Here is a 20,616-nt window from a genome sequence, read left to right on the forward strand (position 1 = left end):
CTAGCTTTTAAAGGCTTGCCGAGAGTGTAACTAACTCTTACACTCTCGCTATAGCCTGCTTAGTTTCCCTTTCATGTCTGTTTCGCGTTTTTCCGCCATTGCGGCCATTGCCGTGCCAATGATTTTATCTAACATCACCATTCCTTTATTAGGGCTGGTGGACACGGCTGTTATTGGCCATTTAGATCATGCGTATTATCTTGGTGGGGTAGCCTTAGGCTCAATGATGATTAGCCTGGTGTATTGGTTATGTGGCTTTTTGCGCATGTCGACCACAGGCTTAAGTGCGCAAGCTTTTGGTGCAAATGACCAGCTAGCGTTACAGCGAATAGGCTTTAACTCTGCCTGCATTGCTGTGCTTATTGGATTGGCCTTACTGCTACTTAGCCAACCAATATTGCAACTTGGTTTGGCTTTAGCCGGCGGTAGTGAGCAGGTTCAGTTTTATGCGGCGCAGTATTTCTCTACCCGTATTTGGGGCGCACCAGCGGCACTGCTTAACTTAGTGCTGTTGGGGTGGTTATTGGGCATGCAGAACGCTCGAGCCCCCATGTTACTGCTGATTGTAGCCAATACCACTAACATTGCCTTGGATGTGCTGTTTGTGGTGGGACTAGATTGGAAAGTGCAGGGTGCTGCTTTAGCCAGTGTGATTGCCGACTATTTTTCATTGGCAGTTGGCTTGGCGTTGTGCCGCCAGCAGTTTTTAACGCGATTTAATGCCTTACCGTCGTTAAAGGTTTGTTGGGCCGATTTTAATCGCCAGCATTTGGCGGGATTATTCTCGCTAAACCGAGACATATTTTTGCGCTCACTTGCCTTGCAAGCTTGTTTTGCTTTCATCACTTTTCAAGGCTCGCGTTTGGGTGACCACATTGTTGCGGCCAACGCAGTATTACTTAACTTCTTGATGTTTGTTTCTTTTGCTTTAGATGGTTTAGCTTACGCCGTAGAAGCCTTAGCGGGTAAAGCCAAAGGCAAAAATGACCGCGCTTTGTTTGTGGTAACGATTAAACAGTGTTTGCAGTTAGCCTTAGTGGCGGGCATTGGCTTTAGTTTGGTTTTTGGAGTACTGGGTGAGCAACTGGTTGCGTTGCTTACCGATATACCTGAAATCCGCAGCACTGCGGCTAGCTACCTTAATTGGATGATTTTGCTGCCGTTAGTCTCGGTATGGTGCTTTATCTTAGATGGAGTTTTCATTGCTACTTCTGAGGGGCGCATTATGCGCAACTCGATGTTGTTGGCTAGTTTCGCCGGGTTCTTTCCGCTTTGGTGGTTTACTCAAAGTTGGGGGAACCACGCTCTATGGTTGGCGATGTGTGGTTTTATGGCGATTAGAGGAATGAGCTTGGGGTGGGTTTATTACCAGGCTCTAAAGAGCCAGCGCTGGTTTAAGCATGAGGCTTAACTGAGCGAAGCATTTCGTTGGCTATTACCGCAACGCCATTGTAGCTGGTTTGAAAGGTATCGCTGACAATAAAACCATAATCTTGGTAGAGCGCTTTGGCAGGCCAATTGCTTTTGGCAACATATAAGCAGGTAGTGTCGTTGATATTGTTTAATAGGTGCTCTAGCAGCTGTTTGCCAAACCCTTTACCTCGAGCGTCGGGGTGGACAAACAAAGCGCTTATCACCGAGCCTTGGTGCGCGCCATAAGCCACTACCTTATCGGTTTCATAGACAAAAATAGTTGATTGTTTAAGAGAGGCGAAACGTTGCTGATCTTGAGTTAATGGCAGAAGACTAATTGTATTTTGCTCAAAGCGTAACTCGTCGAGTTTAGAAAGGTTGTAAATGTTAATAATGGTGTTCAGATCGCTGTGTTGGTAATCACGTATTTGCACGGCCTGAACACCTTTAGTATTAGCTTAGTTATACACCGTCTACATAGCCTAGTTGGCGCCAAGCTTCGTAAACAAATACCGATACAGCATTAGATAAGTTCATGCTGCGGCTATCGGCCAACATTGGAATACGCAGCCTAAATTGACCATCTATCTCATTTAGCACTTCATCAGGTAGGCCGCGTGTTTCAGGGCCAAACATTAGATAATCACCCGCTTCAAAAGCAAAGTCACTATGAAAACCGCTGCCTTTGGTGGTACAAGCAAGCAAGCGCTTAGGCTGCTCGCTGCTTAAGAAGGCTTGGTAGTCGGGGTGGCGTTTTACCTCTGCAAACTCGTGGTAATCCAAGCCGGCACGTTTAACTTTTTTATCATCCCAGGCGAAACCTAAAGGCTCGATAAGATGTAGGTTACAACCGCTGTTCGCCGCTAAACGGATAATTGCGCCGGTGTTTTGCGGTATTTCTGGTTGATAAAGCACAATGTTAATCATGATTAATCCAAGTGGCTGCGAAAAGCGCTATTGTAGTGGCAAGCGTAGGCTAACTTCTAGCCCTTTACGCGAATGATTGCTGGCACTAATGCTACCACCGTGTTGGCGAATCGCAGATTCGGCAATCGCCAAGCCTAATCCTACTCCGCCACTGTCACGGTCTCGTGCTTCACCGCTACGATAAAATGGTCGGAAAATGCTGTTTAATTCGTCATCCGGAAGGCCTGGGCCATCATCTCGCACAATCAAGGTGAGCAGGTTGTCTTGCACACTCGCGCTTAGTTTAACCTTGTAGTCTGCGTACTTAAGAGCGTTGCGACAAACGTTCTCAAGTGCCGATGCGAGTAGCTCTGGGTAACAAATCACACTCAGTTGCTGCGGGTAGTTGGCACTAAACTGTTTGTTTAACTGTTCTGCTTCGAACTCACAATCGCTAACCAAGTCTTCAATGAGTTCCTGCAAGGTCATTTTTTGTTGTTTAGCATTAACTTGCATGCGCGATAAAGACAACAAGGCGTCAATCATCTCGGCTAGGCGTTGCGATTCTCGCTCTATTCGCTCCACTTCGGGAGTTACTTGCTGGCGTTTTTTATGTAGCGCGAGTGCCATGTTTAAGCGAGTAAGCGGCGAGCGCAGCTCGTGAGATATATCGCTAAGTAGGCGTTGTTGGTTGCTAATGGCTTGATTAAGGGTGTCCACCATTCTCTGCAAGCTATCAGACAGTTGACCAATTTCATCACCACGATTGATCTCCGGTAATGGTGTATCTAAATATCCGAGAGACACCTTATTCGCGGCAGATTGCAGCTTTTTAAGCGGCCTTACGATGTGGCGAGTAAGTAAGAAACAAAGCGCTAAACTTAAACCTACGGCTACTAGCGACAAAAACCATGGAGATACACCAAAGTTACGGATAGCGTGCAGCTGTTCCGGGTTACTTCGGCGCTCTACATAGAGTAGGTAACGCTGGTTATCGATGGTAAGCGCTTGCGGACCAATCAAAATATGCTTTTTATCGAGCATGATTCGAGGGTCTTCAATATTGTCGTGGTTAACTAAAAAGCGTCTCATGCCCCGGCTGATGTTTTCACGGTTTACCACTTCGCCTTCGCTATTAACGATAAAGGGTTTACCAAAACGTGATTTAAGGTGGGGCTCTAAACGCGGGCTTAACATGCGTTCAGGGTTACGCTCTATACGTAGGGCAAATTCATGTAAGTTTTTTACCGCCCATTTAGGCGCTTTGAAGTTGTCTTCGCTAAGCATTCTGGACAGGTTAATCGACACAAAGGCCGTAACCAGCAAAATCATCCAGAATGAGATGAAGATTTTTACAAACAGATTGTTGATTAAGCGCTTCATTATTACCACTCTAACCACATGTAACCTTTGCCTCTCACCGTTTTGATACGCGGCAGTTGGTCTTTGCGAGCAGGGATCTTTTTACGTAAATTACTAATGTGCATATCCAAGCTGCGATCAAACGCTTGTAGGCGTTTACCCAATACTTTTTGATTTAGGCTATCTTTTTCCAATAGCTTGCCTGGCTGCTCTAGCAAGTGTTGTAGCAATAACAGCTCGGTACTGGTGAGCTTTAACTCTTGCTCATCACAGTGTACTTGCTGTTTAGCAACCGAGAGGGTCAGATCTTGGTGGCAAATTAGGTCTTGTTTGGGATCGGCTGGCGGACTGTTTTGAGTGCGACGTAAAATCGCTCTTATGCGCGCTAGCAATTCTCGCTCGCTGAAGGGTTTGGCTAAGTAGTCGTCGGCGCCTAACTCTAAACCCAGTACTCGGTCTATCTCATCACCTTTGGCAGTAAGCATTAATACCGGTTGTTGGTTGTCTTTACGTAATTCTTTTAATACTTCGAAGCCGTTTTTACCCGGCATCATTACATCAAGCAGTACTAAGTCGTAGCGCTTTTCTGCTAGCTTGGCTAGGCCGCTTAAACCGTCGTTGCATACCTCACAACTAAATCCCTCTAGTTCTAAGAGTTCGCCGAGTAACTCGGTCAGTTCTTTGTCGTCATCTATAAGTAGTAAATCCACTGGGCGATTCTCTATTCAACATTAATAAGCAAATTGTACAAAACTCACAGCGCTTTGCCGTGCTTAATGTTCGCCTTTTACATAGCTTTACACTTTGCTGCGGTTAGTTTGCATTGGCTTTTGTAGACTACAAATGACCGAATAGACCCGAGGAAAGAAAATGAAAAAGTTACTAGTTACTACCCTTGTTGGCGCACTTGTTGTTGCCCCTGTAGCCTTTGCTGCTAAATCTAATGGTGAAGGTAAGCAACGTGGCGGCCATCCAGCCATGAAGATGATGAAGCAGTTAGATTTAACTGATGAGCAAAAGGCCCAAGTAAAAGAGATTATGCAGCAGCATAAACCTCAAGCCAATGCGGAACAGCGTCAAGCGATGTATCAACAGCGTATGGAAATTATCACCGCAGCTAGTTTTGACGAAGGTGCCGCTCAAGCGTTTATTGATGTGCAGCAAGCTAATCATCAAACTCGCATGATGAATATGCTGCAAGCACAACAAGAAATTTATCAAGTATTAACCCCTGAGCAACAGCAGAAATACCAAGAGTTAAGCGCTAAAAAGATGGAAAAACAGCAAAAGCGTATGCAGAAGGGCGATAAAAAAGCTCAACTTTAACATGCACTAAACGTTATACTTTACAAAATCTTCCAAAGAATTTGTAAAGTGGATAAGCAACGTTATCAGCGCTTGGTCACCTTAGCTACATGGGTTGCAACTTGTGTAGCGGTGACCTTGCTTGTTATTAAAAGCGCCGCATTTTTATATACTGGCGCGGTAAGTATTCTTGCTTCTTTAATTGATTCACTAATGGACATTGCCATGTCGTTAGTGAACCTTCTAGCAGTGCGCTATGCCCTGCAGCCCCCCGACAAAGAACACAGTTTTGGCCATGGTAAGGCAGAGCATTTAGCTGGTCTTGCGCAAGCGGCCTTTATTACCGGTTCTGCCTTAATGCTGATGTTTGGCGGCGTGAGCGAATTGCTACACCCCAAAGCCATTGAACACAGCACCGTAGGTATTACGGTAATGGTTATTTCTACTGTTATTACTTTTGCCTTAGTCATGTTCCAGCGCTACGTTATCGCTAAAACCAATAACGCGGTAATTAAAGCTGATTCGATGCACTACGCCATGGACATATACATGAACATTGCTGTGCTGGTGGCTTTAGTACTTAGCTTTTATGGTTGGTATTGGGCTGATGGCTTGTTCGCTGTGCTTATTGCCATTTATATTTGTTACGGCGCTTTTGGCATTGGTAAAGAGTCTGTACAAAATCTATTGGATAGGCAGCTTCCAGAGGCCTTTCAAAAACAAGTGTTTAGCTCTGCTTTAGCGGTTGAAGGAGTACTAGGTGCTCATGATATTCGTACTCGCCAATCCGGGCATACAAAATTTATACAACTTCATTTAGAGCTTGATGATAAGCTTAGCCTGTATGAGGCGCATAGAATTGCCGATGAGGTTGAAGCTGCTTTTATGGCCGAGTGGCCGGAAGCAGATGTATTGATCCACCAAGACCCTCAATCGGTGGTTCCGCAAGAAAAGAAATTAGATCTTGAGTAAGGTGAAGTAGTGGCAAAGGTAAAGGATTATCAAATCAAACAAACTCTAGCTGAGACGGTATGGTTACAAATCCGTGATGAAGCAACCCGCATGGCGGCAGACGAGCCAATGCTATCGAGTTTCTTTTACTCCACCATTCTTAATCATCATAGCTTGTCTTCTGCATTAAGTTTCCAGCTTGCGAGTAAGCTTGACAGCTCAACGGTTCAAGCGATTTTACTGCGAGAGTTTATTGAAGAAGCTTTGCTGGCCGATCCTGGTATTTTAGAAGCAGTAGCCGCAGATATTGTTGCGGTAAAAGACCGAGATCCGGCAGTTAAATACTACGCCATTCCCTTACTTTACCTAAAAGGCTTTCATGCCTTGCAAGGCCATCGAGTGGCAAATTGGCTTTGGCACAAGGGCAGATTAGCCTTAGCCCGTTATATGCAAAACCAAATCTCAGCGGTATTTGCGGTAGATATTCACCCAGCTGCAACCATTGGTAAAGGCATCATGCTCGATCATGCCACCGGTATTGTCGTAGGTGAAACCGCGGTTATTGAAGACGAAGTTTCAATTTTGCAGTCGGTAACTTTAGGTGGTACCGGTAAAGATCGTGGTGACCGCCACCCCAAAATTCGTCGTGGTGTATTGATCGGGGCCGGAGCTAAAATCCTTGGTAACATTGAAGTTGGCCGCGGCGCTAAAGTAGGTGCGGGTAGCGTAGTATTAGAGTCGGTTCCAGCTCATACTACAGTGGCTGGTGTACCGGCAAAAGTGGTTGGCACGCCTAGCTGCGACATGCCAGCCATTGATATGGGGCAAAATATTTAACCTGGCTACTCTTGTGCTTCGATTAATGAAAATCGAGGCACTTGCTTACCTTCAAACTCCACGTTTTCAAAAAACATATCGTAGGGTCTCACCCATAGTTTCCCTTCACCATATAAAGGCTTGTAAAGCACCAATTCTTCTTCTGTTTCTGAGTGTATTGCAGTATCAATAACTTGGTATTCTGGGCCTTTGTAGTGACGATAACGGCCTTTTTGTAAATTCATGATTATTTATTCAACAACTAGTTAGGGAAATACATTTCTACCCTTGTTGGCTATAGATGACAAGAGTATGCTGCTTTAAAAGCAGTCACCATCAGTAGGTGAACACTAACTAGCGTTCATATATCCATGATGACTGACTCAACGAAAATAAGCTGAGTTGGCTTTGAGACGGAATTAACGGGAGAAATATTAATGTCTTTTGATGTATTAGAAAAATTAGAAGCAAAAGTTCAGGTTGCAGTTGATAGCATCGAACTATTACGCATGGAAATTGACGAGCTTAAAGAGCAAAACAGCAAGTTAAACGACGAGAACGGCCGTTTAGTGCAGGAGCAACAAGCTTGGCAAGAACGTCTTAAAGCCTTACTAGGCCGTATTGAAGACGTTCACGCCGAATAATGAGTTGCTTGAGCGCTTATTCTATATCTAGCGGCTCTGGCGATAAAATTACCCCGGTGGTATCTGCATAAATGTGATCTTCTGGAAGGAAGGTCACGCCACCAAAGTTAACCGGAATGTTCACATCGCCGGTTTCATCTTCTGCATCAGCGCCTACAGGAATAGAGGCTAGGGCTTGAATGCCTATGTCTAAGTCTTCCAGCGCATCTACATCACGCACGCAACCGTAAACAATAATACCGTCCCATTCATTGTCGGCGGCCGTTTCGGCGATGCTTTCATCTACCAAGGCGCGACGTAGCGAACCTCCGCCATCAATCAACAATACTCGGCCAGTTCCAGACTCTTGAACTACCTGAGCAATTAAGCCGGCATTTTCAAAGCACTTAATGGTGGTAATTTCGCCCCCAAAAGCGTTTCTGCCACCATAGCTGGCAAACATCGGTTCAACAACGTCAACCGTATCTGCATAAAGGTCACAAAGTTCAGAGGTATTATATTCCATGGTCTGGATCCTAAATTGGCCCGAATAATCGCTACCAGTATAAACCCTAAGTTGCCGTTTTCAATTAAGAAATATCAAGTCTTTTACTTAGGACTTAATGAGCGTTGATGTAAATGGCAGGTGCAAAAAAGCCGCCAATCTGGCGGCTTGATAAAAGACTTAACGCGATGCTTACAAAATAAAGCGACTTAAGTCTTCATCTGCTACTAAGTCATCTAGGTACTTAGTCACGTAATCGGCATCAATCACGATGGTTTGGCCTGCATTGTCTGAGGCAACAAAGCTTAGCTCTTCCATCAGCTTTTCCATTACCGTGTGCAAGCGGCGAGCACCAATGTTTTCGGTACGCTCGTTTACTTGCCATGCCGCATTAGCGATGCGACGAATACCGTCTTCGGTAAACTCGATGTCTAAACCTTCGGTGGCCATTAAGGCTTTGTACTGCTCGGTTAAAGAGGCATTTGGCTCGGTAAGAATTCGGACAAAATCTTCCGCACTTAAAGCGCTAAGGTTTACGCGAATCGGCAAACGGCCTTGTAGTTCAGGGATTAGATCTGAAGGTTTAGCCACTTGGAAAGCACCAGAGGCAATAAACAAAATGTGGTCGGTTTTCACCATGCCGTGTTTGGTACTTACCGTTGAACCTTCTACCAAAGGTAATAGGTCTCGTTGCACACCTTCGCGGCTTACATCTGGGCCTGAGGTATCGGCGCGTTTACAAATCTTATCAATTTCATCTAGAAACACGATGCCGTTGTTTTCTACCGCATGCAGGGCTTTTTCTTTAAGCTCTTCTGGGTTAACCATTTTGGCTGCTTCTTCTTCAACCAAAAGCTTAAAGGCTTCTTTGATCTTGAGTTTGCGCTTTTTGCTGTCTTTGTTGCCCGAAAGGTTTTGGAACATGCCTTGCAACTGGTTGGTCATTTCTTCCATACCAGGAGGCGCCATGATCTCTACACCAACTTGTGGTTGAGCCACATCGATTTCGATTTCTTTGTCATCGAGCTGGCCTTCACGTAGCTTTTTACGAAACGTCTGGCGAGTCGAGTTTTCTTTGGTGTCTTCTTCGTGACCAAAAGTGTCTTTAGCAGGCGGAAGTAAGGCATCTAGTATGCGATCTTCGGCTTGATCTTCGGCGCGAAAACGGAATTTTTCGGTTTCTTGTTCGCGGGTAATTTTAAATGCAACATCAGCTAAATCGCGAATAATGGTTTCAACTTCTTTACCCACATAGCCCACTTCGGTGAACTTGGTCGCTTCTACCTTAATAAACGGCGCGTTGGCTAGTTTGGCTAAACGACGAGCAATCTCGGTTTTACCTACACCCGTTGGGCCAATCATTAAGATGTTTTTTGGGGTCACTTCTTGGCGCAACTCGTTATCAAGCTGCATACGACGCCAGCGGTTACGCAGAGCAATAGCTACCGCACGCTTAGCGTCGCTTTGGCCAATAATGTGGTTGTCTAATTCTGAGACAATTTCTCTTGGGGTCATTTCCGACATAATTTCTTCCTGCAAAGCCTTAGGCTTTGGCGTCTAATTCTTCAATAGTGTGGTTTAGGTTGGTAAACACACAGATGTTTCCGGCGATGGTAAGGCTTTTCTCAGCAATTTCGCGTGCGCCTAGCTCGGTATTTTCAAGTAATGCTAATGCAGCAGACTGGGCAAATGGCCCGCCAGAGCCAATAGCAATCAGGTCATGTTCTGGCTGCACTACGTCACCGTTGCCGGTGATAATTAGCGACGCTTCGCTGTCGGCTACTGCAAGCAACGCTTCTAGCTTGCGCAGCATTCGGTCGGTTCGCCAGTCTTTGGCAAGCTCTACTGCTGCTTTTGTTAAGTGGCCTTGGTGCATTTCTAGCTTAGCTTCAAAACGCTCAAATAGGGTGAAGGCATCTGCAGTACCACCTGCAAATCCAGCGAGTACTTTTCCGTGATATAGGCGGCGCACTTTTTTAGCGTTGCCTTTCATTACGGTGTTGCCAAGGGAGACTTGGCCATCGCCAGCAATGATCACTTTGCCGTTGCGGCGTACGGAGACGATAGTAGTCACGTTATTTCCTCAGTTTGTTGAGCTAACTTGCAGCGTTAGCTTGGCTATAACTGTGAAATGGGGGGGAGTAGCAGCGTTTTCAAGGTGTAATCTAAAAAACAGCGCGGTTTTAGCGCTCTTGGTTCTTCTCTAACAGGGCTTGTTGCTGCTGAGGACTGAGCGAGTCGAATTGCTTTAGTAGCAACCTAAGTAGTTTAGATTTAGCCACTTTATGTTGCTGGGAAGCTTGTTGTAAGTGGCTAATTGCCGGTGCATCGAAAGTAAAAGTACAGTGGCGGAAATTTGTTGTAGGTTTAGCCTCGCTTGTTAGTTTATTTGCAGTGCTAGGTTTACCCTGTGCATAGTTATCGGCGTCTTCAATAAACTGGTCAACACTTACTTTGTTGCGTTTAACAGTTTGTTTAGAGCGCTTTTTAAGATCAGTTAAACTCATGAGAGTCTTCTTGTTGGATCGCAAATAACTCATCAACAATGGCGGCTATTTCTACCGCGGCTTTACCATCTTGTTCTATTTCAATCACCGAGCGGCCACTTTCTTCGCTATCGTCATAAATGTTGCGAGAGAAGGTGACAGAGTCTAGTACGTGTAGACCAAAGGAGCGGCAAACGTCTTTTGCATCAAGTATCCGTTGTACTTGGCTAGGTAAAGCGGGGCACTGGGTGATAACAAAACTGGCAACCATTTTTGGGTTAACCATTTTACAGGTGCTAAGCATGTCTTCCATGTGCGGTAGGGTTTTTAAATCACGGCGTTTTGGACGCAATGGAATAAGTACGTATTTTGCAACCGACATAGCGGCGCGCATGGCGAGGTTATCTTGGCCGCCACAATCAACAATTACAAAGTCGTAGCCACCTTCTAGGCTTAATAGGTCTTTGCGGATCTTGCCGTAAAGCTGAATGCAGTTGATGCCTGGTAGCGATTCATCTTCATTACGGGCTTGAATCCAATCAGAGGTAGTACGCTGTGGGTCGCAGTCCACCATCAAGATGTTGGCATTTAGGCTGGTTTTAAGGTGTACAGCAATGTTTTGTGCGAGGCAGCTTTTGCCACTGCCGCCTTTTTCTCCACCTACTAGTATTAGCATGGCTGCTCCTTGTTATCGCTACTTGTTGTTTTTATATCTCGTTAAGATTGCTACAAGTAATAATAAGTATAAGACAGTTCGCCAGTTTTGCTCGTGCAGGTGGTTTTTCTATAGTAATAACAAAAACATATGATAGCTGGAGAAATTTTTACGGTGACAGCGTGCAACCTTGGCTTTCATTTCTGAGGTATCACTATGCCCTGCAGAAAATTGTATTTTTAGCTTGGTGCCTATTTGCAGATCGTTGCTATGTTTTACCAACATGCCACGTCGAGAGATATCTATGCAGGTTGCTTCAATGCTTTGATCTTCGCCTTCGCCGTCTTTCCACGTTAGTTGCACTGGCTCATTCTCTAAATCCAGTCGCATTGAGCGACGACGGTCGAGCTGCTCTAGTTCCGTGTTTTCCATTTCATCGCGTTCCTATTACGAGTCGCGGATTGAAGCTTATAGATATTCCGCATTTTAGTTATTCCTAACATACTAGCCTAGCTACATTTTTATAACATAGTTGAGAACTAGTTCAAATAACTAATATTTTTAATTGCTTAGCGTTGTTTTTTTCTAGCTTTTTCACTAAAGGGTGAGGATTTTTTGCTGAAATAGTGCCCTAAAGTAGTTGTTTTTACGGTCGATTGTTAATACAAAACTTTAATACTACTTTGATTCTAACTAATTAAAAAATAAGCTGAATTAGGATTATTCAGCTTATTTAGTGTGGTAGGCGTTTTAGAAGTTCCAATGCCAAATTTGGCAGCCATTAATTTTGGCTCGCTGCAGTATGTGTCGGGCACGTTCTGCGTCGCGTTTAGTGGGGTAAGGGCCTAAAACCACTCGATACCATGCGCCATTTTTCCCTTCGGTGCGTCTAATTTGGCTTTCTAGGCCGGCAAAGGCGATAAGCGCTTTGCTTTCTTCGGCTTTATCGCGGCTGCGAAAAGACGCGCACTGCATTTGATAAGGCTTGCTTGGTTTAGAGGACTGCTCGGCAATCTCTACTTCAACCTTCTTCTCTTCCAGCTCTTTAACGTAAGTACGTTCTTTAGGTGGCTCGGGCAGCGTTGTTTTGGGTTTAGTCGGTGTGGCTGCTTTAGGTTTTACTATCTCGCTTAACTCTGGTGCGGGGGTTGGGGCTGTGCCTTTTATATTAAAGAGCAACGCTGCAAATCCCACAATAGCCGCAATTACCGCTAATGCTAGCGGTAAAGGGAAACGTTTATTGTTAGATACCGCGCGGCTAGGTTTAGCCGCGCGCTTCTTGGGCTTACTACGCCCTACGTAATCCTTGGCCATGCTTACATACGTTCCAGGGTTTCAATTCCTAGTAGTGATAGGCCTTGGTCAAGAACTTTGGCGGTAAGTGAGGCTAGGCGTAAGCGGCTAGATTTAGTATCGGCTGCTACGTCGTCTTTAAGAATTGGGCAGGCCTCGTAAAAGGTCATGAAGGCACCCGCTAACTCGTAGAGGTAGTTACACATCATGTGTGGCATACCTTTGTTAGCCACGTTATGTACCGCATCGCTAAATTGAATAAGCTTTTGTGCTAACGCAATTTCGGCGTCTTGCTCTAAGCTAATTGCTTGCTGCAAATTGGCTACATCCACTTCCGAGCGGCGAATAATGGATTGGATACGGGTATAAGCGTATTGCAAGTAAGGAGCTGTATTGCCGTTAAAGGCCAGCATGTTTTCCCAATCAAAAATGTAGTCGGTAGTACGGTTTTTCGATAAATCGGCGTATTTTACTGCACCCATAGCAATCGCTTTAGCGGCTACCACTTGTTGCTCGGCATCTAAATCGCGAGACTTTTCAGCCACAATGGTTTGCGCGCGTTGCTCGGCTTCTTCTAATAAATCCACTAACTTAACAGTGCCGCCGCTACGGGTTTTAAATGGGCGACCATCTTTACCCAGCATCATACCAAAGGCGTGATGCTCTAATGGAACTTCCTCTGGCACGTAACCGGCTTTGCGAACAATGTTCCAAGCTTGCATTAGGTGCTGGTGCTGGCGTGAGTCAATGAAGTACAACACGCGGTCTGCATTAAGGTTTTGGTAGCGGTATTTAGCACAGGCGATGTCGGTGGTGGTATACAAGAAGCCGCCATCTTTTTTCTGGATGATTACACCCATTGGGTCGCCGTCTTTGTTTTTATATTCATCAAGAAATACCACGGTAGCGCCATTATCTTCTACCGCTAAACCTTGTTGTTTTAAATCGGCTACTACGTCGTTAAGCATGGGGTTGTACATGCTTTCGCCCATCACATCGTCTTTAGTTAACGATACATTTAAGCGGTCGTAAACGGCTTGGTTGTGGCTAAGGGTAATGTCTACTAACTTACGCCACATGATGTTGCAGTACTCGTCGCCACTTTGCAGTTTTACTACATAGTTACGGGCACGTTCGGCAAATACTTCGTCGCTGTCGTAGCGTGCTTTAGATTCGCGGTAAAATACTTCTAAGTCGGCTAATTCAATATCGCCAGCATCGGTGCCACGCGCCTCTACTTCCTCTAGGTTGGCGATTAGCATGCCAAACTGAGTACCCCAGTCGCCAATGTGATTAGCGCGAACCACTTTGTGACCTAAAAACTCTAAGGTGCGAACAACAGCGTCGCCAATAATGGTTGAGCGCAAGTGGCCTACGTGCATTTCTTTGGCTACGTTTGGCGCCGAGTAATCCACCACAATAGTTTGGGCTTTGTCAGCAGGCTTAACGTTAGCGGTTGGCGAGCTAGCCATAGCTTCAACTTGCGATGCTAACCAATCGTTGTTTAGGTAGAAGTTAATGAAGCCTGGTCCCGCAATTGCAGTTTTCTCTACCAAGGCTGAAGCCGGTAGGTTATCTACAATGAGTTGAGCCAACTCGCGTGGGTTTTTGCCCGCAGGCTTAGCAGCCATTAGCGCAAGGTTGGTGGCTAAATCACCGTGAGCTTTATCTTTGGTTCGGTCTACTTGGATACGTGGTTCGAATCCTTCAGGCAGCACCTGTTGTTGTTTTAGGGCTGTGACCGTTTGTTCCAGAAGTTGTTGAATAAGCTCTTTCATGTAGGTTGGCACCAATCTCGCGTAAATAAATTGTACAAAGCGGGCATTTTACCGACAATTTGTGACGAAAACTATCTCTTATCTGGGCTAATTAGCCTTAGTTTTGGAAGCTAGGGGAAATCACCGAAGATCCTAGGTGCTGCTTGGCGAGAGATTGATCTTTTAAGCCTTACAAAAAGCCTTAGATTTATTGCATGTCGTAAGGGTCGATATCCAGTGACCAACGTACTTTGCGGCTTAGTTTTAAGCTTTCTAGTTGAGGCAACAGGCGATAAACCAATTGGTGCAATTGCGGGCGTTGTTCGGCTTGAATCAACAGTTGCATTCGAAACTTACCCGCACGGCGCGCTTGTGGTGCAGGACAGGGTGGAAATACCCACGTTTCGCCTTGCTGTAGCGGTTGAGCGAGTTGGTATAGCTGTTGGCTAAGCTCGTTAACTGCGTTGCCATCGGCAGCTTCAAAGCGAAACAGCGCTTGAAAGCTAAAGGGTGGTAGCTCGGTATCTTTACGCTCGTTTAAGGCAAAGCGAGCAAAATGTTGGTAACCGTTGTTGATAAGGTCTTGCAACAGCTCGTGTTCAGGGTGGTGAGATTGCAATAACACCTTGCCCAGCAGGTTCGCTCGACCAGCTCGGCCAGCTACTTGAACGTAAAGTTGGGCTAAGCGTTCTGGCGCGCGAAAATCAGAGCAAAACAACGCGTGGTCTATGTCTAATAAAGCAACTAAGGTTACATTTGGAAAGTGGTGGCCCTTGGCCAACATTTGGGTGCCAATTAATATTTGGTATTGGTTGTTATGAATCTCGTCCAGTAACTGTTCTAAGCTGCCTTTGCGGCGGGTGCTGTCGCGGTCGATGCGCGCCACTTTGTATTCGGGGAATATCTCCAGCAAGGCTTCTTGCAATTGCTCGGTGCCTAAACCTGTTGTTACCAAGTTGGTAGAGCCACATTTTTCACATTGGTGTGGCACGGCTTTTTGGCTGCCACAGTGGTGACAAGCTAAATGGCGAGGCTGCTGATGATAGGTAAAGTAGGCCTCACAGCGCTCACATTCACATACGTGGCCACACTCATGGCACAGTAAGGCAGGGGCGTAACCTCGGCGATTTAAAAACAGCATTACTTGGCGGCCAGCCTTTAACTCAATGCGCATGGCTTTTATAAGTGCCGGAGATAAGCCCGAGGATAAAGGTTGCTGGCGAATATCCAGTAATTGTTGTTCGGCCAATACCGCATTACCGGCGCGTTGCTTTAGCTCTAAGTGCGAATAACGGCCGCTTAGCGCATTATGCAAGCTTTCTAAGGATGGGGTGGCAGAGCCAAGCACCACCGGCATTTTTTCTAAGCGGGCACGCACTATGGCTAAATCGCGCGCGTGGTAGCGAAAGCTGTCTTGCTGCTTAAAAGAACTGTCGTGCTCCTCATCGATAATAATTACCCCTGGGTTTTTCATGGGGGTGAATACTGCCGAACGCGTGCCAATAATAATGCCTGCTTCGCCTTGTTTGGCTTTAAGCCATGCGGTAAAGCGCTCGGTGTCGTTTAACCCAGAGTTAATCGCATAAACCGGCACTTTAAAGCGCTCAGCAAAGCGCGCTAAGGTTTGTGGCGTTAAGCCAATTTCGGGCACCAATACTAAGGCTTGTTTACCTTGAGCGAGCACTTCGGCAATGATATTTAAATACACCTCGGTTTTGCCCGAGCCGGTAATACCCTCGATAAGAAAGGCCTGAAAACTGCCAATGCTTTGATTAACTGCTGCCACCGCAATGGCTTGTTCTGCATTAAGCTTTAGCGAGGCTTGGTTGTTGGTATCGCTTTTCGACCACAGCGCTGGTGTGGGCGTAATCTCATGTTTTTCGATAAAACCTTTATCTACTAGCGCTTTAATGGCAGTACGGGATAATTCTTGTTGTTTGCATTGTTCGTCACTCAGCTGGCCATCATCTTGCTGTTGCAAGCTGCCTAATACAACCCCTTGCTTGGGGGCGCGGGTAAAGTTAGTTAAATCGCCCACTTTGCCCTGCTCGCTTAAACGCCACACTACAATGCTTTTAGCTTTGGCTGGCTCACCTTTGCGTAAAAGTGCCGGCAACGCTTGGCTTATAACATCTCCCAAGCTGTGGTGATAATAAGAGCTAGCCCAATTAAGTAGCTTAAATAGGCTTTCTGGTAATAATGCTTGTTGATCGAGTGATTCACTAAATGGTTTGAGTTTATCTTCGGCAATGTCACTATCGCTGGGGTGTTCTATTACCAAACCCACTTTTTCGCCTTTACCAAAAGGCACCTTTACCCGAGTGCCAATGGCTGGCATGGGGGTGTTTGCTGGCACGCTGTAATCAAAAAGGCGACGCAGGGGAATAGCTAAGGCAACACGAACAATCGACACTAATGAATAAACTCAAGCAAAAAACCTGTCTCATTCTACTGGCAGAGCACCTTGCGGAGCAAATTAAGCGTTTGGCGAATTTTTGCCCGCTTTTTGTTGTTGGGTGCTTGCTATGCTAGGTGGCTTCTTATATGATCCGCCACCTAAAATTTATAGGCTCTGATAGAGTTGCTTTCGTATGGTGTTTGGTGTCAATTGTGGCGACCAGATGGCGATACGGCCCAAGTATTGAGGTAATCCATGAAAACTGATATCCACCCAACTTACGAAGTACTTACTGCTACTTGTTCTTGCGGTAACGTAATCGAAACTAAATCTACTCGCACTGGCGCAATGTTCCTAGACGTATGTGACAAATGTCACCCGTTCTACACTGGTAAGCAACGTAACGTTGATACCGGTGGTCGTGTTGATCGTTTCAACAAGAAATTCGCTGTATTGGGCAAAAAATAAGCCAGCCTTATTTACGCTACACAGCAAACAAAAAGCGCCTAAGGGCGCTTTTTTTGTGGCAGCTTGAACTGTTTAGCTTCTAAATGGAATGTCACTAATAACTATATCTGATTCGCTAAGATGCTGTAGTTCGGGGATGTCCTGAATAAAGTATATTAGTAATTTACGCGTATGCTCTTGATCACCTTTAGGTGATACGAAAATTCGCTTAAGGTTGGCTGGCTTAAAGTTCAGCTCAATATAGGGTTTATTGGTTGTATAGCCCCGGTTTTTAGCTTTAATATCAGTACCAAAATTCATGTTAAATATGACCCTATATTCTTGCTCCTGTGCGAATGCGGGATGCTTTAGTAGTAGAGCTTTCTTCTCAATTTCTTCTAGGTATCTTAGATAGTCCAATTTATTCGGAAGACGGAATGGTTTAATTTTTTCTGATTTTTCTGGGTAGTCTACTTTTTCAATATCTGCGTAATGTTTTAAATAAAAGCTACCTGTTGAGTCGATTAGATCAGTGTACAGGCGTGTGTCTGTATCAAATCCCAAAGCTATTCCTCCCTCATGGGGACAATACATTTGCCATTGATAAAGGCTGTCTTCAGCTTTTGAAAGACTAAATGTGTAAGCTTTAGGTCTACTATCTTTTCTAAGGTGTTGATAATCCAGTTTTATGTATTGTTCAATTAACTTTTCAAGAAGCTTTGGGTCTTTGCTACTAGTAGCTGAGTTCAGTTCATCAATTGTTAGAACATTTTTCAGCCCTTTTCTTTTAGCTCTTTTGTACAACCGCTCTAACCTAGCTATTTTTCTAGGAACATCTAATTGAATTGCAAAGTCGTTTTCATAAGGTACCAAGTACTCAAGTACTTTTTCTATGCCGTAGTCGTATTCAGATGTGTCGTTTAGAAAGTCGATGTGAGTTGCTCGCATAGAGGGGGTTGCAGGGTTATTGAATATAGATGTTAAAGCTTCAAATGAAGTGTAGTGCAAAAGCAGCTGTTTACTAGTTTCACTCAATTTCTGTGTCTCTCCTCGTATTAGAATGTATATGTTACGAATCAGAAGGTAGGAATTCAAAAACGTGTCTGTTGTGTAAGTGTTGAGTTAGACGTAGCAGTTGTTTCTAATGCTCTTATCGTAGCCATCCCCTTCATTATCGCCGAGTAGCGGAAGTTGAAAGCGATTAAGCCAAGCACTGTTTGAGCGAAGCGAGTTGCGCAGGCGCGCTTTTAACTGAGCAACGTAGGATTAATATAATGCTGTGCGACCTTTCTTTATATTTCGCTAAGCTTTGGTTGTTAAAGCTTAATGACGTCGCCGAAGGAGAAACCAGAGTGTTCAATCAAAAGCTAGGTAGTTGGCTCAACAGGTGCAGCTTTGCTTTTTTCTTAATTAAGTCGGCTAAACAAAAGCCGCTTAATCAGCGGCTTCGTTTTATTAATTAGTACTTAGTTGTTGGCTTCTTCTCTCTGCTCTAAAGAGTGAGTTTTACCCAAGGTCCAAGAGTCATAATCTCGCAGCAAATAGAGAGCTAAGCATGCAGCTAGCATTGGCCAAGCAGCAAAGAACAATAAGTTATTAAATGGGTCTAGATACTTAGCAAATGAAGAGAATGTTGAACCAGCATGCAGCACCAACACCGCAAGGTAGGTGATGTTTTTCAATAAACCTAAGGTAAAGGCTGCGATAAAGGCGAGTTGTGCAAGCCCCATGGCAATAAGTGTATTGGTGGTTAAATTTAATCCGTAAAAGCCAGAGAACACTTTTATAGCATGCTCTGGTACAAGTACTTTATCTAATGCCCATATTGTAAACACGAGGGCAATGCTTAGCCTTAAACATAAAAGGCCAAGTGATAGCTTTGAGGCTAATTGAGGTGGGTACGACGTTTTCATCCTTTTACCTATTTTAAATTAAGAGCCTGTTTACAGACCGGTAAGCCCCCAATTTGATTACAGTTTATGAGTAATAGTTGGTGAAAATAGTTTGTTGTACGCTGGGTTTAGGCAATAAAAAAGCCGCTCGGTGAGCGGCTTTGTAAAATCTTAATCTTCTTTATTGAGTTCCGCTTGGGCGGCTTTTTCTAACGCCGGGTCTGGCTTGTCTTTTTGCAAGTCGGCGTCATCGGGGAGCGGTTGGCCAGTGTAGGCGTGCAAAAATGCTTCGCAAAGTAGCTCACTGTTGGTGGCGTGGCGTAGGTTATTTATTTGTCTACGGGTTCGCTCATCGGTCAATATCTTTAGCACTTTTAGTGGGATAGATACTGTGATTTTTTTTACTTGTTCGCTTTTTTTACCGTGCTCAGCGTAAGGGCTGATCCACTCACCATTCCAATCTGTAGACATTCTGCAATACACACCAAACTAAAGAGACCCTATTGTAACGGGGGAAATGCGACTTAGCAATCCAACAGCAAAGACATTTAGACGTCTAGAAGTGTTGACGTCTTTTTTGCTAGTGGTAAAGTGGCAGGATAAATTGAGGGAGTAAATCAGCAATGTCTTTAAAAGATCTACAAGCGGCTACTATAGCAGTGCGCAGCGGTATTGAAAGTGATACCCAACACGGTGCGGTAGTGCCACCTATTTATTTGTCGAGTAACTACAGCTTTGCTGATTTTAACCAAAAACGCCAGTTTGATTACAGCCGTTCAGGTAACCCTACTCGCCATATTTTGGCCGAGGCCATTGCCGATTTAGAACATGGTGCTGGTGCGGTAATTACTAACACCGGTATGTCGGCCGTTAACCTTGTTACTGCCTTGCTTGAGCCAGGCGATTTATTGGTTGCGCCGCATGATTGTTACGGTGGTAGCTACCGTTTATTCGACAGCCTAGCTAAGAAGAATGCCTTTGAAGTGGCTTTTGTTGATCAAAACGATGGCGCAGCTCTAGCTCAGCTATTGGCTAAGAAGCCCAAATTGGTGTGGTTAGAAACCCCAAGTAACCCTTTGCTTCGAATTGTAGACATTAAAGCCATTGCCGAGCAGGCACATGCTGCAGGCGCATTGGTGGTAGTAGACAACACCTTTTTATCTCCTGCTTTGCAAACGCCAATTTTGTTAGGTGCCGACATTGTGGTGCATTCGGCCACTAAATACATTAATGGTCACTCCGACGTTGTAGCAGGTATGGTGGTTGCGGCCAACGAAGAACTGGCCGAGCAATTGGCGTGGTGGGCTAACTGTTTAGGGTTAACGGGGTCGGCTTTTGATTCTTACCTTACTTTGCGCGGTTTGCGTACCCTTAAAGCACGAATGAATGTGCACCAGAAAAATGCCCAAGCCTTGGTGGAATGCTTACAGCAGCAAGAAGCGGTGGGCGCGATTTACTATCCTGGTTTGCCTGAGCATCCTGGGCATGTTTTAGCGCAAAGCCAGCAAAAAGGCTTTGGTGCTATGTTCAGTTTTGAATTGAATTTAGAAGAAAGCCAAATGGTTAAGTTTTTAAAAAGCTTACAGTTGTTTTCTTTGGCGGAATCTTTAGGTGGCGTAGAGAGTCTAATTGCTCATCCGGCTACCATGACGCACGCTGCGATGTCGGCGGAAGCGCTAGCAGAGGCTGGCATTTCTAATCAGTTATTGCGGGTATCGGTAGGCTTGGAAGATTCGCAAGATTTAGTTAATGATTTACAGCAGGCCTTTGCCCAACTGTAGTTTTACCAGCGTTGTAGAGAGGTAAG

24 protein-coding genes are annotated in these 20,616 nt (G+C 45.1%); 7 read left to right on the forward strand and 17 right to left on the reverse strand.

The features are described 5' to 3' along the window. Positions 1-73 precede the first annotated feature (73 nt). Complete coding sequence (gene dinF / locus LQZ07_RS01835; RefSeq protein WP_016399723.1) at positions 74-1,411, forward strand: MATE family efflux transporter DinF; 1,338 nt, start codon at positions 74-76, stop codon at positions 1,409-1,411. Here the strand turns inward: dinF and LQZ07_RS01840 are convergent. The 4 genes from LQZ07_RS01840 to LQZ07_RS01855 are packed head-to-tail and all read right to left on the reverse strand — an operon-like array spanning position 1,395 to position 4,391. Beyond that, complete coding sequence (locus LQZ07_RS01840) at positions 1,395-1,847, reverse strand: GNAT family N-acetyltransferase (RefSeq protein ID WP_249483462.1); 453 nt, start codon at positions 1,845-1,847, stop codon at positions 1,395-1,397. The two genes, dinF and LQZ07_RS01840, sit on opposite strands and share 17 nt — an antisense overlap. 28 nt (positions 1,848-1,875) lie before the next feature. Further along, positions 1,876-2,340: a tRNA (uridine(34)/cytosine(34)/5-carboxymethylaminomethyluridine(34)-2'-O)-methyltransferase TrmL gene (trmL, locus tag LQZ07_RS01845; protein ID WP_016399721.1), complete on the reverse strand. Its 465-nt coding sequence runs from the start codon at positions 2,338-2,340 to the stop codon at positions 1,876-1,878. A 27-nt stretch (positions 2,341-2,367) separates the two neighbouring features. Continuing rightward, positions 2,368-3,702 (reverse strand): ATP-binding protein, encoded by a 1,335-nt coding sequence (locus tag LQZ07_RS01850; RefSeq protein WP_152783570.1) that lies wholly within the window; start codon positions 3,700-3,702, stop codon positions 2,368-2,370. A gap of 2 nt (positions 3,703-3,704) precedes the next feature. Next, on the reverse strand, positions 3,705-4,391 hold the full coding sequence (locus tag LQZ07_RS01855) for a response regulator (RefSeq protein WP_249483465.1): 687 nt from the start codon (positions 4,389-4,391) through the stop codon (positions 3,705-3,707). Between the two features lie 160 nt (positions 4,392-4,551). Here LQZ07_RS01855 and LQZ07_RS01860 point away from each other — a divergent pair, with 160 nt between their 5' ends. From LQZ07_RS01860 to cysE, 3 genes are read left to right on the forward strand one after another with little or no spacing between them, the layout of a single operon-like run. Then, complete coding sequence (locus tag LQZ07_RS01860; RefSeq protein WP_016399718.1) at positions 4,552-5,007, forward strand: Spy/CpxP family protein refolding chaperone; 456 nt, start codon at positions 4,552-4,554, stop codon at positions 5,005-5,007. Between the two features lie 48 nt (positions 5,008-5,055). Next, positions 5,056-5,958, forward strand: a complete 903-nt coding sequence (locus LQZ07_RS01865; protein ID WP_249483469.1) for a cation diffusion facilitator family transporter — start codon at positions 5,056-5,058, stop codon at positions 5,956-5,958. 9 nt (positions 5,959-5,967) lie between these two features. After that, positions 5,968-6,774, forward strand: a complete 807-nt coding sequence (cysE, locus tag LQZ07_RS01870) for a serine O-acetyltransferase (protein ID WP_016399716.1) — start codon at positions 5,968-5,970, stop codon at positions 6,772-6,774. Between the two features lie 5 nt (positions 6,775-6,779). On the opposite strand, the gene LQZ07_RS01875 is transcribed toward cysE, so the two are convergent. Next, entirely contained in the window at positions 6,780-6,998 is a 219-nt protein-coding gene (locus LQZ07_RS01875; protein WP_152783568.1) for a DUF1653 domain-containing protein, read from the reverse strand. A 192-nt stretch (positions 6,999-7,190) separates the two neighbouring features. On the opposite strand from LQZ07_RS01875, the gene LQZ07_RS01880 reads away from it, so the two are divergent. Beyond that, positions 7,191-7,397 carry a cell division protein ZapB gene (locus LQZ07_RS01880; protein WP_016399714.1) on the forward strand — a complete coding sequence of 69 codons (207 nt, stop codon included), beginning with the start codon at positions 7,191-7,193 and terminating at the stop codon, positions 7,395-7,397. 16 nt (positions 7,398-7,413) lie between these two features. Here LQZ07_RS01880 and rraA read toward each other — a convergent pair whose 3' ends face one another. The 9 genes from rraA to priA form a co-directional block, all read right to left on the reverse strand. After that, positions 7,414-7,902, reverse strand: coding sequence for a ribonuclease E activity regulator RraA (rraA, locus tag LQZ07_RS01885; protein WP_016399713.1), 489 nt, complete (start codon positions 7,900-7,902; stop codon positions 7,414-7,416). 171 nt (positions 7,903-8,073) lie between these two features. Beyond that, positions 8,074-9,405 carry an HslU--HslV peptidase ATPase subunit gene (hslU, locus tag LQZ07_RS01890; RefSeq protein WP_016399712.1) on the reverse strand — a complete coding sequence of 444 codons (1,332 nt, stop codon included), beginning with the start codon at positions 9,403-9,405 and terminating at the stop codon, positions 8,074-8,076. 19 nt (positions 9,406-9,424) lie between these two features. Continuing rightward, the gene (gene hslV, locus LQZ07_RS01895) at positions 9,425-9,955 is read right to left on the reverse strand and encodes an ATP-dependent protease subunit HslV (protein ID WP_016399711.1); all 531 of its coding nucleotides are present in this window, start codon (positions 9,953-9,955) and stop codon (positions 9,425-9,427) included. Between the two features lie 109 nt (positions 9,956-10,064). After that, complete coding sequence (locus LQZ07_RS01900) at positions 10,065-10,388, reverse strand: replication protein RepA (RefSeq protein ID WP_152783566.1); 324 nt, start codon at positions 10,386-10,388, stop codon at positions 10,065-10,067. Next, the gene (locus LQZ07_RS01905) at positions 10,375-11,043 is read right to left on the reverse strand and encodes an AAA family ATPase (RefSeq protein WP_152783564.1); all 669 of its coding nucleotides are present in this window, start codon (positions 11,041-11,043) and stop codon (positions 10,375-10,377) included. Before LQZ07_RS01905 ends, LQZ07_RS01900 begins: the two co-directional genes overlap by 14 nt. A 108-nt stretch (positions 11,044-11,151) precedes the next feature. Then, positions 11,152-11,454 (reverse strand): PilZ domain-containing protein, encoded by a 303-nt coding sequence (locus tag LQZ07_RS01910; RefSeq protein WP_016399707.1) that lies wholly within the window; start codon positions 11,452-11,454, stop codon positions 11,152-11,154. A 318-nt stretch (positions 11,455-11,772) separates the two neighbouring features. Next, entirely contained in the window at positions 11,773-12,336 is a 564-nt protein-coding gene (locus LQZ07_RS01915) for an SPOR domain-containing protein (protein WP_152783562.1), read from the reverse strand. Between the two features lie 2 nt (positions 12,337-12,338). Next, positions 12,339-14,093: an arginine--tRNA ligase gene (gene argS / locus LQZ07_RS01920; protein WP_152783560.1), complete on the reverse strand. Its 1,755-nt coding sequence runs from the start codon at positions 14,091-14,093 to the stop codon at positions 12,339-12,341. A gap of 187 nt (positions 14,094-14,280) precedes the next feature. Then, the gene (priA, locus tag LQZ07_RS01925; protein ID WP_249483473.1) at positions 14,281-16,485 is read right to left on the reverse strand and encodes a primosomal protein N'; all 2,205 of its coding nucleotides are present in this window, start codon (positions 16,483-16,485) and stop codon (positions 14,281-14,283) included. Positions 16,486-16,725: 240 nt separating this feature from the next. On the opposite strand from priA, the gene rpmE reads away from it, so the two are divergent. Continuing rightward, the gene (rpmE, locus tag LQZ07_RS01930) at positions 16,726-16,938 is read left to right on the forward strand and encodes a 50S ribosomal protein L31 (RefSeq protein ID WP_016399703.1); all 213 of its coding nucleotides are present in this window, start codon (positions 16,726-16,728) and stop codon (positions 16,936-16,938) included. 72 nt (positions 16,939-17,010) lie between these two features. Here the strand turns inward: rpmE and LQZ07_RS01935 are convergent, their stop codons facing one another. The 3 genes from LQZ07_RS01935 to metJ form a co-directional block, all read right to left on the reverse strand. Beyond that, a complete protein-coding gene (locus LQZ07_RS01935; RefSeq protein WP_152783558.1) occupies positions 17,011-17,952 on the reverse strand; it encodes a DUF2971 domain-containing protein in 942 nt (313 codons plus the stop codon). Positions 17,953-18,383: 431 nt separating this feature from the next. Beyond that, complete coding sequence (locus LQZ07_RS01940) at positions 18,384-18,752, reverse strand: hypothetical protein (RefSeq protein WP_368666397.1); 369 nt, start codon at positions 18,750-18,752, stop codon at positions 18,384-18,386. A 228-nt stretch (positions 18,753-18,980) separates the two neighbouring features. Beyond that, positions 18,981-19,280 (reverse strand): met regulon transcriptional regulator MetJ, encoded by a 300-nt coding sequence (metJ, locus tag LQZ07_RS01945; protein ID WP_152783554.1) that lies wholly within the window; start codon positions 19,278-19,280, stop codon positions 18,981-18,983. Positions 19,281-19,432: 152 nt separating this feature from the next. Between metJ and metB the strand changes: the two genes are divergently transcribed. After that, a complete protein-coding gene (gene metB / locus LQZ07_RS01950; protein ID WP_152783552.1) occupies positions 19,433-20,590 on the forward strand; it encodes a cystathionine gamma-synthase in 1,158 nt (385 codons plus the stop codon). Positions 20,591-20,616 lie beyond the last annotated feature (26 nt).

Origin of the sequence: Agarivorans sp. B2Z047 (genome assembly GCF_023373605.1) — a bacterium.
Lineage (GTDB): Bacteria > Pseudomonadota > Gammaproteobacteria > Enterobacterales > Celerinatantimonadaceae > Agarivorans > Agarivorans albus.